Below are 14,576 nucleotides of genomic sequence, written 5' to 3' on the forward strand. Positions count from 1 at the left end.
TGGACATATTTTGTTGACATCTTCTAGACAAGTTGAACACAACTTCTAGACATTCTCGTAACAATTGGACGGTACACTTTTAGTTAATAGAGAAGTTTTATTTCAATAGACGAGTTATGTTATTATCGACTCATTCACGCAAGCGCGATTTGGACTTGTACAGATTGGAGCCTCATAATGGATAGAACGAAAATACTCATCATCGAAGATGAAGAGGCAATCGCCGATCTGCTGGCCTACGGCCTTGGACGCGAAGGCTTCGAGACCCGCATAGCGGGCAGCGGCTCAGACGGGCTTCGGGAACTGCAGCTATTCCAGCCTGATCTGCTGGTACTGGATTGGATGCTGCCGGACCGAAGCGGCCTCGATATCTGCAGGCAGGTAACTGCTCAATATAATATCCCTATACTCATGCTTACGGCGAGATCGGATATTACGGACAAAATCCTCGGCCTTGAAGTAGGAGCAGATGATTATATTACGAAGCCGTTTGATCTGCGGGAGGTCGTGGCTCGTATCCGTACGATACTCCGCCGGTTGGCACAATCCCAACAGGCTGTGGAGGAGACTGCACCTTCGGTTATCGGCTTCAGGGACATTATCATATCGCCTGCCGAGCGGCTTGTGACCAAGGATGGCGCGACGGTTGACCTTACGCCGAAAGAATTCGATCTGCTTATGGCGCTGCTTGGTGTCCGGGGCAAAATCTTCACGCGCGCGGAGCTGCTTCAGTTCGTCTGGGGCTACGATTTCCCCGGTGATATGCGGACGGTTGACACCCACATTCAGCGGTTACGCAAGAAGCTTGACGCAGCGGATCTGATTACAACCGTGTTTGGCATCGGCTACAAGTTTGAGAAAAGGACGGACTGACAGTATGCTGCGCACACTACGGGCAAAATTTGTCATCGGCTTTTTCCTGATCTTTTGCCTGTCGTTCCTTGTTCTGAACGTCACGCTGAAAGAATATATACGATCCAGCAACCGGAGCATTATAACCTCAGACCTTGTTGAGCTTAAAAATAACAGCAACATTTATGTCCTCCAAGCTTTTCTCATTAATCACTTCACGAACAACGACCTCTATTTCGGCCAAATGGCCGAGGAGATGGTTGAGGACCTTCACCGCGCCACTTCAAGTGACGTCAGCGCCTATACGGTCGAAGGCATTTTACTGTATTCGTCTGACGAGACAAAGTTTTCCGGTCGTTCGAACGAAGATCTCAAGCTGGCGCTGAGTGGAAAGACCGCTTATACGATTACGTATGAAGGCAGCACCGGCTCCGTGCTTTATTCTTATCCTGTCGTCATCGACGGGGTAAAGGTTGGTATTCTGAGATTCGCTAAAGACTTCTCATCACTCTACGAGCAGACGGGACGAATTCTTAACCTCCTCTTTTATCTTGCACTAACGATTTTCCTAACTGCGTTCCTGTTCTCGTACATGCTGTCCCGTCATATTACGATTCCGCTCGTCAAGCTGACTCATGCTTCCACGGAGGTTATACGGGGCAATCTGAACATCCGCTTGAAGTTTAGGCGTAAGGATGAAATTGGGCGGTTGGCGGAAAACTTCAACGATATGATTGAGCGGATCGACAGGCAGATCGCAACGATCGGCCGTGACCGCGACAGGTTGAAGGCACTTAATGAGCAGGAGAAGCGATTCTTTGATAACGTCACGCACGAGCTGAAGACGCCGCTCACGTCCATTCTTGGGTACGCTGAGATTATCCGGGAGAACGGAGAATCGGACCCCGGTTTCTTCGACAAAGGGATGACACATATCGTGGATGAAAGCCGGCGGCTGCATGGTATGGTACTGAACTTGCTTGAAGTGTCGCACCGTAACGCTGCTATGGATGAAGCCACGCTTGTCGACACTGGGACGCTCCTTCGTGACGTATGTGATTCGATGGAAATTCGTGCCAAGCGCTACAAGAAGCGTATTGTCCTGGACGTGGAGGACGGACTTGTCGTACTCGGACAAGCGGACAGGCTGCGTCAGTTGTTCATCAATCTGCTCGACAACGCAATCAAGTACAGCGCACCAATGGCGGATATCTCGCTTGTTGGGGGGCGAAGTACGAAAGCGGAAGCTATCCAGTTCATATTCCATAATCCAGGCGAGACATTGTCGCCTGAACAGATCGCAAGCGTGTTCGAGCCCTTCTATTCCGGTGACAGAACGTATAAGGAAGAAGGGAGCGTTGGCCTTGGTCTCAGTATTGTAAAATCTATTGTTGACGATCACGGCGGAACGATCCATATGGAGAGTATTGAAGGGAGTACGACCGTTTATGTTGAGCTTCCCGCTGCCGGAAAGAAGGGGAGCGAATAACGATGCTTATTAAGATAAAGAAGTGGAAGCGGCTTCGAGTTATTGCTGTTTCGCTCATGACTGTCATGCTTCTAATGGCAACCGGCTGTATGGGGAATCCCCGTTCAGAGACGATCGTTATTCCGGAGGCAGAAGGCGAGAAGCCGGCAAGTGAAGCAGGCGTTGGGAAAGAGTTTCAGGTGAAGAAGATTTATCCGCTGCCTGTATCCTCAGCATCCGACCTGCAACTGCTCGGCTGGACTAGCGGGGAATCAGTCATCGGATACTTAGCGGATAATGTCCCTTCAGTCGCTGCCTCTAACGGTCTGCAGCTGTTTGTTCCTCCGTATGAACAGTCCAAGCAGCTCGCAAGTACAACGAACCTCGATATGAAGAAATTTGGCCTGTCACCAGACGGGAATATGATTGCCGGGCTATCGGAATCTGGGAAAGGCACTTCTTTGACCCTCGTGAAATTGGATGGCAGTCAGATGAAGCCGGTCCCTGATACGTCTATTGATAAACAGAGGCCGCTGCATTCGCGCATCCTACACTGGTCGAATAACAGCCGATTCATCTCTTACCTTGTGGCAGGAAATAGCCAGGGACAGCTGAATGTTGTTGTTTACGACGTGGTGGAGAGGACGTCAACGCAGTTCCCTTTGCTGGGTTTTTCCCTTGATGATCGCAATGCCTCTGTCGTGCTGTCGAACGACGGAAACAGCGTTCTAATTGAAGACGGGAACCTGGTTACAATGGCAGAGCGGGACGGAAACGGGAGCTTTGTTGTCCAATATGATCATCCGTCCGGGAAAGGCGGAAGTACATGGGTTGACGATGACCGGTTCATGTTTCTCGGCGCTGACAGCACGTTGTTCCAGTACGATCACCGTAACGGCGAGCTGTCTGTTCTGCTGGAGAAGGTTGGAAGCTTCAGCGTGTCACCAGACCGGAAGTTGCTCGCATATACACGAAATAATGAAGAGGCAATCTATGCCGGCAAACTGCAGGGCAACAACGTGCTGTACCAAACGGCCGTTTACCATGGCATTGTCCCGTATCAAATGATGTGGAGTTCAAGCGATGTGGCGCTTCTGGTCGACGGGAGTAAATCATACGCCACTACGGCACAGGAGATTGCTCCGGCACCAGCGGTGGACCAGGAACGATTGCGGACATTTGTCATTCAGTTTCAATGATGGCTCTAAGAAGTAGCAAGAATACCCCTCACCTCATAAACAGCAGGTTGGACGAATTATCGTCTATCCTGCTGTTTTTTATTTGAATTTTAGAGACATTTTGTTCACAAGACGATGAAGGTTTTGAGATATCTCTTTTCTATAATGTGGACAAGTACCCGGTGAGGTGGGCAGAAGGATAAAATACCAATAGCAAAAGGAGAATCAAGCTATGAAAAAATACGGAGCCTGTATCGTTGCGAGCTGCCTGCTCGCCTTAACATTGACTGCTTGTAATGGAGGCGGAGGGAACAACGGGGTTGAAAACCCCGAGAATGATGCAGCAGCTACAGGATCATCAACCACCGCTATAGATGATGGAGGGGCATCGCATGGCAGTGGCAAGAAGACGATCATTTTCTCAAGCTTCTGGCATGATTCCAAATACGAGGCAGCAGTTAAGGAGTACGAGTCGCTCCATCCAGATGTCGAGATTAAGCTGGAAAATGTAGATTACACTGACGCAACTTTGGAATCGGACATGGAAAAGTACGTATCGACCATGAACGCGGCTATGCTGGCTGGTAAAGGATCTGATTTGCTCGCAATGGATATTTTACCATCGGACAGCTACGTCAAGCACGGTTTATTGGCTGATTTGAGTCCGATGATGGAGCAAGATCATCAATTCAAGAAGGGCGATTATTTCGCAAACGTTCTTGACAATGTCCGAATGGGCGATTCGTTGTACTCCATGCCTCTCTCCTTCTTCCTCATGGGCTTTGCCGGGGACGAAGGTGCCATTGCCAAGACAGGTGTCAAATTTGATGACCATTCTTGGTCGTGGAGTGAGTTCATGAAAACGGCAAAGGAGATGACAGCAAGTGGTGGACTTCCATCCGCGTTGTCCTATGAAGGACCTGAGTATTTGCTCGGCGAGATGGTCAGCGACAATTACTCCCTGTTCATTAATCCAGGCGAACACAAAGCGCATTTTGATTCGGCATCCTTTACAGGCCTTATGAAGCAGGTAAAAGCAATGTTTGACGAAGGTCTTATCTCCAAGATTGGCCGCGGGGCGAACGCTTACTTCCGAAGTGTTCAGATCAATTCGCCGAAGGATTATTTGGAAACGATGAAGGTCTCCGGTCTGGAGATGAAGATGTTCGATAAGGAAGACGGTGATCACATGAAGTTGTATGCGAAGCCGCACGCGCAGGACACGTCAGCAGGAGGTTACTTCAAGACCTATGGGAGTGTCGCAATCAATGCTAAATCAAAAGTAAAGCCGGAAGCGTGGGAATTCGTGAAATTTATGATGTCAGAAGACATACAGTCCCCGTCAACGACAACTGGTTTTCCAATTAATAAGGCAGCGTACGCCAAGCAGATCGAAGAGCTGAAGAAGCAAGGGTCATTCAAGTCGGCCCAAGAAGGGCCTCTTCATGGCGCGATGATTGAATCGGACGGCACGATGCTGAGCGGACTCGATGCCTTTGTCAACGGTGCCGTACACCCTTCACAGGATGATGATTCCGATAAGATGCGGGAGTTGATCGTCGCAGAATCTAAAGCCTATTTCGCCGGGCAGAAGTCAGCTGAAGCCGTTGCTAGCCTGGTTCAGAATAAAGCGATGACCTACCTTAACGAATAATTAAAAGTAAAGGAATGATAGAGATGAAGAAAACGGGACTTATTCTACTTTCCGTTGCACTTTTCCTACTGACTTTGGTAGCTTGCAGCAGTAATAGAAGCACCTCCGGGAACGGTGACACGGCTGAGGAAACAGGGATGATGAATGATCAATCCGGAACAACAGGCGTAAATTCCGGTGAAGAAGCTACGTCTTCCAACGGAAAGAAGACAATTGTCTTCTCTTCGTTCTGGCCGAACGAGCAATACGAGCAGGCGGCTAAAGCGTACGAGGCGGCTCATCCGGACATCACGATCAAGCTTCAATACGGGCTGAGCGAAGAGTATAGCGATGATGGGGGAGGAGAGCAGACGGATGCGGACATTGAGAAGTTTACTGCATCCACGAACGCAGCCATGCTGGCGGGCAAAGGGCCGGACCTGCTAGACCTTCGATATTTGGCCGCTGACGATTATGAACGGCATCATTTGCTGGTAGATCTGCAATCAAGCATGGACGGAGACAAAACGTTTAATAAGACTAACTACTTCGCAAACGTGCTGGACGGAGGACGGTCTGAAACAGGTCAATTCAGCCTTCCATTGTCGTTTAGCCTAAGTGGTATGGTTGGCGACAAAGCTGCTATCGCCGCGACCGGCGTGAAGTTTGATGACCGGGCATGGACGTGGGATGATTTCATGACGACAGGTAGGGAACTTGTCGCGGCAAAGGGTAAATACGACGCGGCTATCGTTAGTGGTGAAGGATATCAAGTAGGCGGTAAGGATTATTTTGTGCGCAGCATTGTCGCGGACAATTATGGCAGATTTGTGGATGAAACAAGCCAAAAGGCGAGCTTCGATTCACCTGCCTTCACCAGCTTGCTGAAGCAAATCAAAAGTATGTATGACGATGGCGTCGCGGGTTCTAACGGCCGTGGTTATTTTATCAATGTTTCGATCTTATCCCCGGAGGACTATTTGACCAGCTTGCATGCTTTTGGCGATGAAAATGCCTTTTACGTGAAGCCGCATGCGGACGAAGAGGCTGCGGGTACTTCCTTCGAAACGCGAGCAGATATCGGGATAAATGCCAATTCCAATGTGAAGGACGCAGCTTGGGATTTCTTGAAATACTTGATGGATCACACGTCAATAGGTCTTCCAATCAACAAGGAACGCTTCCAAGATGCTATTCAAGTGTTGAAGGAGCAGGGTACAATCACACCTCCATCCATTGATTCGCAGCAAGGCAAGCCATTCAAAGTGGACGGTGCTCAGCTTGACCAGCTCGAAGGCTTTGCGGACTCCGCCGCCCGCAAGAGGAACGAATCCGGGAAGGTGCTCGACATTGTAGCCGCCAATACGGATGCCTTCTTCACCGGTCAGAAATCTGCGGAGGACGTTGCGGGGTTGATTCAGAACAAAGCAATGACTGTTCTGAATGAGTAGCAGGAGGTTACGGCGGCTGCGGGGGGACGGTGTGGCGGTCTGGCTGTTTCTTGGGCCAAGCCTGATCGGATTTTCCTTGTTTTATCTCATTCCATTTGTACTTGGCTTCTACGAGTCGTTCACTGACGGCGCGCTCGAGGGACAGTTTGTAGGTTTGAATAATTATACGGATCTACTTCACAGCGCCTCGTTTCGTAAGGCTGCGGGCAATACCATGCTGTTTACGGCAATCGCTGTACCCCTGCTCATCGCGCTGTCACTGACGCTTGCCGTGCTGCTGAATCGGCCGCTCTTTTTGCGCAGCTGGCTGCGGACGTCGTTTATGCTGCCACTTGTCGTACCTGTCGCTTCCGTAGTAACCGTATGGCAAATTTTCTTCGACTGGAATGGGACTTTGAACGCATGGCTGCACGAGCTGGGTTTTGCCCGCGTTGATTGGATGCAGTCAAATTGGTCAATGAGTATCGTCGTTGTGATGTACATTTGGAAGAATATTGGATATGACATGATTCTGTTACTGGCTGGCCTTCAGTCGATTCCGAAGGATTATTACGAGACGGCTTCACTTGAAGGAGCTGGTCGCTTTCATCAATTCTGGCATATTACGCTCGTTTATTTGACGCCAACCATGTTCTTCGTATTGCTTATCTCCATTATTAACTCGTTCAAGGTGTTTCGGGAAACGTACTTGCTGGCCGGAGATTATCCGTATGATCGGCTTTACATGCTTCAGCATTACATGAACAATATGTTCTTCGAGCTGGATGTCCAGAAGTTGACGGCCGCTGCGACACTAATGGTCGGCTGCATCGTGGTAATGACCTCCGGACTGCTCCGCGCTGAACGTAAATTCAGGGAATATACGGAGTGAAGAAAGGAGGGGAATCATGAACAATTATCTACGGTTGTCAGGCCTTGCACTGTCGGTACTGTTCAGTATTTTTGCAGCTGCGATGCTGTTCCCTATCGGCCTCACACTTGTTAGCTCCATGATGTCGGAAGCGGAAATTAGCCAGAATTACGACCTGATAGGGAAAATGGTTGATACTGCAAACGGTGGCAAGGATGCGTTCCTCAACCTGAAGCTGCTGCCGGACTGGCTGACGTTCGAGCAATATTTACAAGTACTGATCCTAAGCCCGAAATTTTTGAACATGTTCTGGAATTCGGCCGGCCTTGTCGTTCCGATCGTTATCGGTCAGACGCTCGTCGGTTCACTGGCGGCTTATGCATTCGCCAAGCTGCGATTTCCCGGACGGGACAAGCTGTTCTTCGTTTATCTAATGACGATGCTCATGCCGTTCCAGGTCACGCTTGTCCCAAACTATCTTGTCATTGATATGCTGGGACTTATGAACCGCTCATCTGCGATTGTGCTGCCTGGCATTTTCGGCGCCTTCGGGGTTTTCATGATGCGACAGTTCATGGCTCATATTCCATATGCGCTGACCGAGGCTGCCAAAATCGACGGTGCCGGTCAGTTAACAATATTTATGCGGGTTATTCTTCCGCTGGCTAAGCCGGGACTTGCAGCACTGGCTGTACTGCTATTTGTTGATTACTGGAATATGATTGAGCAGCCGCTTATTTTCCTGCAGGATGCAATCAAGCAACCGCTATCGCTCTATTTGTCGCAAATTAATCAATCGGCACGTGGTGTCGGCTTTACCGCTTCCACATTGTATATGACCCCCATGGTGTTGTTGTTCCTATACGCGGAGTCCTACTTCGTGGGAGGCATCCAGCACTCGGGCATTAAGGGATAAACTCAGGAGTGATTGTAATGATAGAACGGAAGCCCGGGTTCAGCAAACGGAAGATACGTCTCTTTGCCGCTCTGTTCCTGGCTCTGCTCGCAATATGCACACTAGCGGGGAATACGCTTCGGGGCTTGTCGTTGCCGAAGGTCTACACGCAGCTTGCGGCAAAAGGATCGGTAACGCACGAATATGAAGGTAGTGCGACCGTGCAGCCGGGTCAGACGCAGGATATCACAAATCCGGCAGGCTGGAAGGTGAAAAAGGTGCTTGTCAAACAAGGCGACAAGGTAACTATCGGTCAGAAGCTGATCGAATACGACGTTAGCGAGGCGTTGCTGCAGCTTGAAGACATGCAAACGAATCTGAAGAAGCAGCAGCTGTCCATGACCCAGCTGCAGACGAATTATATTGCAGCGGTAACTGAAGGTGACGAGGGTACATTAGCCGCCGCGAAACTCGCAATTGAATCAGCCAAGCTCGATATTGCTTCACAGGAGCAGCACATTAAGAGTCTCCAGAAGAGTATTGCAGAAGGTCAGTCGGCCATGGCGCCATTCGCCGGTGTCGTGACCCAGGTTAATGTAATAGCTGGCGCCGTGCCGGGAGGGTCGCCGGATATTGTGTTAGCCAATTCCGCTAAAGGCTATGAAATCCGGTTGCAGATTCCGGGAGACGTCGCTGGCTTGCTTGAAATCGGTGAAACGTTGGATCAAATTACGGTTACCGGCAAGGAAAGTCGTCAGCTTTCGGGGACACTCGTGACTATTGAAGATGGGGTGTTTGGAGGAGAGGTGCTTCCGCCGGCAGGCGATTCGTCTAGTACGAACGAATCTGCTAGTCAGCCGAGCAGTGTGACCGTTTCTCTCAAGGACGATAAGCTGAAAGGTGGCGAGCGTGTACAGGTGAAGATCGCGAAGACCAGCGAGGAACAAACGGTGACCGTGCCAAATGAAGCTGTTCATCATAATGATCTTGGTGCATATGTATTCACGCTGGAGAGTAAGGAAGGTCCGCTCGGAAATGCCTACTATGCCATCGAGACGCAGATCAAAATTGCTGACTCCAACGCATATGTTACGTCCGTCGCCGGAGGGTTGTTCGAACAGCAGGAAGTAATCGTGAATAGCACTGGCTTCCTGATCGATGGGACGCGTGTGAGGAGATAAATATAATGAAACGGCAGTCAGTAGTGAAGCAATCCTTTAAAGTTAGACAAATACTTTATGCAACTGTTGGGCATGAGCTCGGTATTGAACCGGGCTCATGCCTTTTAATTTTGACTTGATTGTAGTAATCAATTTATCGTGCTAGTTCTTGCTTGAAGTGATCTACACTATCAAACTCATTATGATAAAGAAACTCTACTTTGTTGTTAGTTCATATCGTTCTGGATAATTTAACATAGATACAAACGAACCATCGAAAGTAAGCGTAGAGTAAAGTGGACTATTTTTATTTAATGTCAATCTCCAGCTAGTTATAGGCCTATCACGAATCAAAAAGCCATCTTCCATTGGATCGTTGGAAATTTTAGCTCCAAGTTTATGATAAACTTCTTCTACTTCCGTTAACCAATTTTTATTTGTTTCAAGAAGATCATCATTCCAATTGACCGTGGCCGTAACAGGATCACCATCAGCGTCAAAGGAATATTCTCCTTCTCCGCGCTTTTTCGTTACCGCTTGCTGGACGTATGCGATATCTTCTGGTTTGAATGTTGCAACAATATAATACAAAGTGTGATATTCAGAAAAATAGAAGGCAACATCAGCCGTTCGATTATATAGCTCCATTTGTTTATGGAAGATAAATATTTTTTCCCATTTTGTGATGTCTACTTCGGAAATATGGAGAGCATTCTCCACCTCTTCTTCATTCATGCCCCAAGTAAGTTTTTTAATAGGAATTGGAGTGCCGTAAGTAGTTGTTTTACTACAACCGACTATTAATAGTCCAAGCAGCGATATGGTTAATAGGATAAGGATGTACTTTCGAATACAGATATTCCCCATTCATCGAAAACCTCCTCTGAATTATCTATATGATGTCATTTTAACATAGGTGTTACCAAAATATGTATTTAAGTACAAATGAAAGTCCAGTCTTGTTTCAAGCCTTATCTTGGGACAGAGACTGGGCTCTTTTGTTCTTTTTAACGACAAATAAGTAGCTATTATTGATAAAAATTTATTGAAAAACAATAAATCACATGTTAATATCAGGTTGGCGCTGAGAACAGCTAGCAAGGGGATTTTAAATATAAAGGAGTTAATCTATGAGCAGCGAACCGATCATCAGTTTGCAGAATGTAACGAAGCGGGTAGGGCGGAAAACGATTATTGATGACCTTACTTTTGATGTGCCGCAAGGTGAAATCTTTGGTTTCCTTGGGCCAAACGGGGCAGGTAAAACAACCACAATCCGTATGATTGTTGGATTAATGTCCATTACCAAAGGCCAAATTTTGATCAAAGGGAAAAATATTAAAACCGATTTCGAACAAGCCATCCGCCACGTAGGCGCGATTGTGGAAAATCCGGAAATGTACAAGTATCTTAGTGGTTATCATAACCTTGTTCATTATGCTCGTATGGTGCCGGGTGTAACCAAAGAGCGTATAGATGAAGTCGTTTCTCTGGTGAAGCTGGAAAACCGGATTCATGAAAAAGTCCGTAAGTACTCGCTTGGTATGCGCCAGCGTCTAGGTGTTGCACAGGCATTACTACATCGGCCATCCCTGTTAATTCTTGATGAGCCTACGAATGGTCTTGATCCTGAAGGGATTCGCGAGCTGCGTGATTATTTGCGATTTTTGACCCGGACAGAAGGGATAACGGTTGTTGTTTCCAGCCATCTGTTATCCGAGATGGAGCTGATGTGCGACCGGGTCGCTATCATTCAGCGTGGTAAGCTGATTGACGTGAAGCCCGTACAGTATTTTACTCATGGAAGCGACACCTTCCAGACTTATCAATTCGAAGTGCAAATGCCAGAACAAGCTATAGCAATCGTAAGGCGGATCGAAGGAATACAGGAACTTAGCATTTCGGAGGAAGGCCTCTTAGAGGTTACTACCGAAAGGGAACAAGTCCCTGCCATATTGGAACTACTCGTGCAGAACCAAATTCGCGTCTATGGTGTTCAAAAGGTTCGCCGGTCTTTGGAAGATCAATTCTTGGAATTAACGGGAGGTGGACAGATTGGTTAATCTGGTACTCAATGAGAACATGAAGATCTATCGTAGGATGCGAACGTGGATCCTGGTCGGACTTATGGCTGCATTTGTAATCCTAGGAAACTTCGTGATGTGGCATGAAAACAAAAGTGCACAAGGCGATGGATGGCGGACGGAATTAATGCAGGAGAAGGAACGATGGACCGAGCAATTGAAGAAATCCAATCTGGATGAAGGGCTCCGGACGTATTACACAGAGCGAATTCCCGTTATTGATTACCATTTGGAGCATAATATCCGCTCGCCGCAAGGTACGATGTGGAATGGAATTAATGAATCCGCCAGTTTGGGGATTTTGATTACTCTACTTACCATTATTATTGCTGGAGACATTATAGCAGCTGAATTTTCAACCGGTACTATCAAGCTTCTGCTCATCCGCCCATCGAGTCGGATTAAGATACTACTATCTAAATATCTCGCTATGCTATTGTTCAGTATGGTCTTGCTGCTTACTCTGTTTGTAATATCCTTCTTGTTAAATGGAATCTTGTTTGGGTTTAAATATATGGACTTGCCTTTGCTCCATTTCACAGGAGGGCATGTTGTTGAACAAAATATGATCCTTCATTTATGGAAGACTTATTTGCTAAATGGGATATCTACCGTGATGTATATCACGATTGCCTTTATGATCTCGTCTGCTTTCCGCAGCAGTGCGATGGCGATCGGATTTTCCATTGGTATTGTATTTGCAGGCAATATTCTTCTGGAGGCGCTGCAGCGCTACGAATGGAGCAAGTATCTGTTGTTCGCTAATACGGATCTAATTCAGTATATGGAAGGGAGGCCTTTCCACGACGGGATGACGTTATCCTTCTCCATTGGAGTGCTTGCGGTCTACTTCTTATTATTTAATCTAGTTTCCTGGCTTATGTTTACTCGTAGAGACGTGGCGGGATAATAACAACGGTGATGGAATGGGGGATTGTCCCCGGTTCCGTTGCCTTTTTTAATGGTTGAATATGGAATTTATATCGATTATACTTATACCTAGATATACGATGCATCGAATAACTAGGGAGGACAATATGGCGATTAATAAGGAGCTTATGAAAGGGAGTACAGTGATTCTTATTCTAAACATACTCGATAAGAAAACGATGTATGGCTACGAGATCACGAAGGAACTCGAGCAAAGCTCGGGCGGACTATTTCAATTAAAGGAAGGTACGCTTTACCCCATACTCCATGCATTAGAACAGGACAAGCTTGTTGAAGCTTACTGGGATGAACAGACTGGACGCAAGCGGAAGTATTACAGGATTACGGACAAAGGCCGACTTCAAATGCAGGAGAAGAAACGGGAGTGGGTTCTATTCCGTTCGACAGTGGATCTCGTGCTGGGGGAGGGTCATGCATGAGTGCCTCCTATCGTTTGAGAGTAGCGGAATATTTGGACCAGGTATGTTTGCCGGTCAAGGCAAAGGAGATGCATCCAGAGATTAAGCTGGAAATCGAGGCTCATCTGGAGGCGATTATCGAGGATTTACTGGCTGAGGGGTTGCCTGAAGAAGTTGCGGTAGAACAGGCGATCGCCCAGATGGGGGATCCGAATAAGCTAGGGGTTCAATTCCATAACGTACATAAGCCTCAGACAGACTGGAACCTGCTTGTTTTGGTGGGGCTGCTTCTTGGAACAGGAATGGTTGCCATGTTTGCGATGAAGACAGCAGCAACTTCAATCGGTACTTGACTTTTTGAAAATACCTTGTTTTACGGAGTAGTTGGTTTACTGTTATTAACAGCTGTCTATTTCTGGGATTATCGAAAATTGAAACGTTGGTCGCTTACTCTTTATATCGTAACCGTATCTGTCTTGCTGCTGACTAAAACATTTGGTTCGCAAGTAGTTGGGAATAGTACATGGATTATGGTTGGAGCATTCGGAATAAATGTATCAATTGTATCGATTTATACCTTTATTCTCTCCATTGCAGGTAGGATGGAGCCTTCTCTTGATACACAAGTTTCCTTATGGAAGAGAGGAATAGTTTATGTTGTTGAACTGTTCCTCTATTTGCTGGTACCAGCGTTCATTTATTTGACGGTCAGCAATATCTCAATGTTTGTCTTGTATATGATTGGCTTATCTGTGCTGCTCTTGATTTCTAGAAGATGGAAGACTTGGTTGTCGTATATCACAGTAATGATGGCTTGTGGATCTGTCTTGGTACTGCTGGATGATAAGTTTAGCTATACGGTAGAACGTATCTTGCGTCAAATCAACTCTACTGATTCTAACTTTATCGCTGTTCGTTCAATGGAAGCCATTCGATCAGCAGGATTTATTGGGAACGGATTTGGCGTCAGCATGGATCATATTCCATTTTTCTATAGCAACATGATGTTTACTTATCTGATTTATAGTCTTGGTTGGATAACAGGGATGTTAGTAGCTTCGCTCATTGCTGCGCTGATGGTTAGAGTGTGGATTGTAACGAGAGTCGTAGCCGACCCTTATGGCAGGAATGTTATCGCTGGCTTATTTGGGATAATCGCTGCTCAATATGTACTGAATATGCTCATGACTGCAGGTTTGCTGCCTATTATGGATATAGGGCTTCCGATGATCAGTTACGGCGGATCTAACCTTGTCTTGAACTTAGTCGTAATCGGTTTCATTCTCAGTGTATACCGGCGGAAAAATATGATCCCGTCTGTTGCCTTGCATCAGCGGGTATAAATGGAATAATTCATAAGGAGCTGTCCATAAGTTCGTCTTTTAGATGACTAGGACAGCTCTTTTTAGTTGTATGAACCTTGGATATAGAGAGCTATGTTGGATTTTATCCATGAGTAGGTGTAGAGAGGTGAAGTAGGGGAGTGTAGATTGGATTCTCGGCTCGACCCCTTAAATCCGGAGTATCTCCGACCAAATATCAAAATTACGTAGCCATGCTCATTATTTCAGCAATTTACATGGCTCTATAGAACATACTTCGATCCTCCAGCTTCATTACCCATTCGGAAAACTTTGCTGGAGGCATCAATTTCAA

General features: G+C 47.0%; 14 protein-coding genes and 1 pseudogene. 13 read left to right on the plus strand and 2 right to left on the minus strand.

Annotated elements, in window-relative coordinates:
• Window positions 1-177 precede the first annotated feature (177 nt).
• The 8 genes from AC0YNT_RS27090 (at window position 178) to AC0YNT_RS27125 (ending at window position 9,508) form a co-directional block, all read left to right on the plus strand.
• On the plus strand, window positions 178-873 hold the full coding sequence (locus AC0YNT_RS27090; protein ID WP_475807407.1) for a response regulator: 696 nt from the start codon (window positions 178-180) through the stop codon (window positions 871-873).
• A gap of 4 nt (window positions 874-877) precedes the next feature.
• Entirely contained in the window at window positions 878-2,341 is a 1,464-nt protein-coding gene (locus AC0YNT_RS27095; RefSeq protein WP_475807408.1) for an ATP-binding protein, read from the plus strand.
• 2 nt (window positions 2,342-2,343) lie between these two features.
• Window positions 2,344-3,519, plus strand: coding sequence for a TolB-like translocation protein (locus AC0YNT_RS27100; protein WP_475807409.1), 1,176 nt, complete (start codon window positions 2,344-2,346; stop codon window positions 3,517-3,519).
• A gap of 211 nt (window positions 3,520-3,730) precedes the next feature.
• On the plus strand, window positions 3,731-5,152 hold the full coding sequence (locus AC0YNT_RS27105) for an ABC transporter substrate-binding protein (protein ID WP_475807410.1): 1,422 nt from the start codon (window positions 3,731-3,733) through the stop codon (window positions 5,150-5,152).
• Between the two features lie 23 nt (window positions 5,153-5,175).
• A complete protein-coding gene (locus AC0YNT_RS27110) occupies window positions 5,176-6,582 on the plus strand; it encodes an ABC transporter substrate-binding protein (RefSeq protein WP_475807411.1) in 1,407 nt (468 codons plus the stop codon).
• Window positions 6,575-7,453 (plus strand): carbohydrate ABC transporter permease, encoded by an 879-nt coding sequence (locus AC0YNT_RS27115; protein ID WP_475807412.1) that lies wholly within the window; start codon window positions 6,575-6,577, stop codon window positions 7,451-7,453. Before AC0YNT_RS27110 ends, AC0YNT_RS27115 begins: the two co-directional genes overlap by 8 nt.
• A gap of 16 nt (window positions 7,454-7,469) precedes the next feature.
• Complete coding sequence (locus tag AC0YNT_RS27120; protein WP_475807413.1) at window positions 7,470-8,348, plus strand: carbohydrate ABC transporter permease; 879 nt, start codon at window positions 7,470-7,472, stop codon at window positions 8,346-8,348.
• 17 nt (window positions 8,349-8,365) lie between these two features.
• Window positions 8,366-9,508 carry an efflux RND transporter periplasmic adaptor subunit gene (locus tag AC0YNT_RS27125; protein WP_475807414.1) on the plus strand — a complete coding sequence of 381 codons (1,143 nt, stop codon included), beginning with the start codon at window positions 8,366-8,368 and terminating at the stop codon, window positions 9,506-9,508.
• Between the two features lie 42 nt (window positions 9,509-9,550).
• Here AC0YNT_RS27125 and AC0YNT_RS27130 read toward each other — a convergent pair.
• Window positions 9,551-9,710, minus strand: a pseudogene (locus tag AC0YNT_RS27130) (IS3 family transposase); the annotation flags it as partial.
• Window positions 9,704-10,354 carry a hypothetical protein gene (locus AC0YNT_RS27135; RefSeq protein WP_475807415.1) on the minus strand — a complete coding sequence of 217 codons (651 nt, stop codon included), beginning with the start codon at window positions 10,352-10,354 and terminating at the stop codon, window positions 9,704-9,706. The pseudogene AC0YNT_RS27130 and the gene AC0YNT_RS27135, both read right to left, overlap by 7 nt.
• Window positions 10,355-10,617: 263 nt before the next feature.
• On the opposite strand from AC0YNT_RS27135, the gene AC0YNT_RS27140 reads away from it, so the two are divergent.
• From AC0YNT_RS27140 to AC0YNT_RS27160, 5 genes are all read left to right on the plus strand, one after another.
• On the plus strand, window positions 10,618-11,550 hold the full coding sequence (locus tag AC0YNT_RS27140; protein WP_475807416.1) for an ABC transporter ATP-binding protein: 933 nt from the start codon (window positions 10,618-10,620) through the stop codon (window positions 11,548-11,550).
• Window positions 11,543-12,481, plus strand: a complete 939-nt coding sequence (locus tag AC0YNT_RS27145; RefSeq protein ID WP_475807417.1) for an ABC transporter permease — start codon at window positions 11,543-11,545, stop codon at window positions 12,479-12,481. The genes AC0YNT_RS27140 and AC0YNT_RS27145 overlap by 8 nt, the downstream gene beginning before the upstream one ends.
• Window positions 12,482-12,608: 127 nt before the next feature.
• The gene (locus AC0YNT_RS27150) at window positions 12,609-12,941 is read left to right on the plus strand and encodes a PadR family transcriptional regulator (RefSeq protein WP_441894698.1); all 333 of its coding nucleotides are present in this window, start codon (window positions 12,609-12,611) and stop codon (window positions 12,939-12,941) included.
• On the plus strand, window positions 12,938-13,273 hold the full coding sequence (locus AC0YNT_RS27155; protein WP_475807418.1) for a permease prefix domain 1-containing protein: 336 nt from the start codon (window positions 12,938-12,940) through the stop codon (window positions 13,271-13,273). Before AC0YNT_RS27150 ends, AC0YNT_RS27155 begins: the two co-directional genes overlap by 4 nt.
• 15 nt (window positions 13,274-13,288) lie before the next feature.
• Window positions 13,289-14,263, plus strand: coding sequence for an FtsW/RodA/SpoVE family cell cycle protein (locus tag AC0YNT_RS27160; protein WP_475807419.1), 975 nt, complete (start codon window positions 13,289-13,291; stop codon window positions 14,261-14,263).
• Window positions 14,264-14,576 lie beyond the last annotated feature (313 nt).

The organism is Paenibacillus sp. J22R56 (assembly GCF_056269375.1).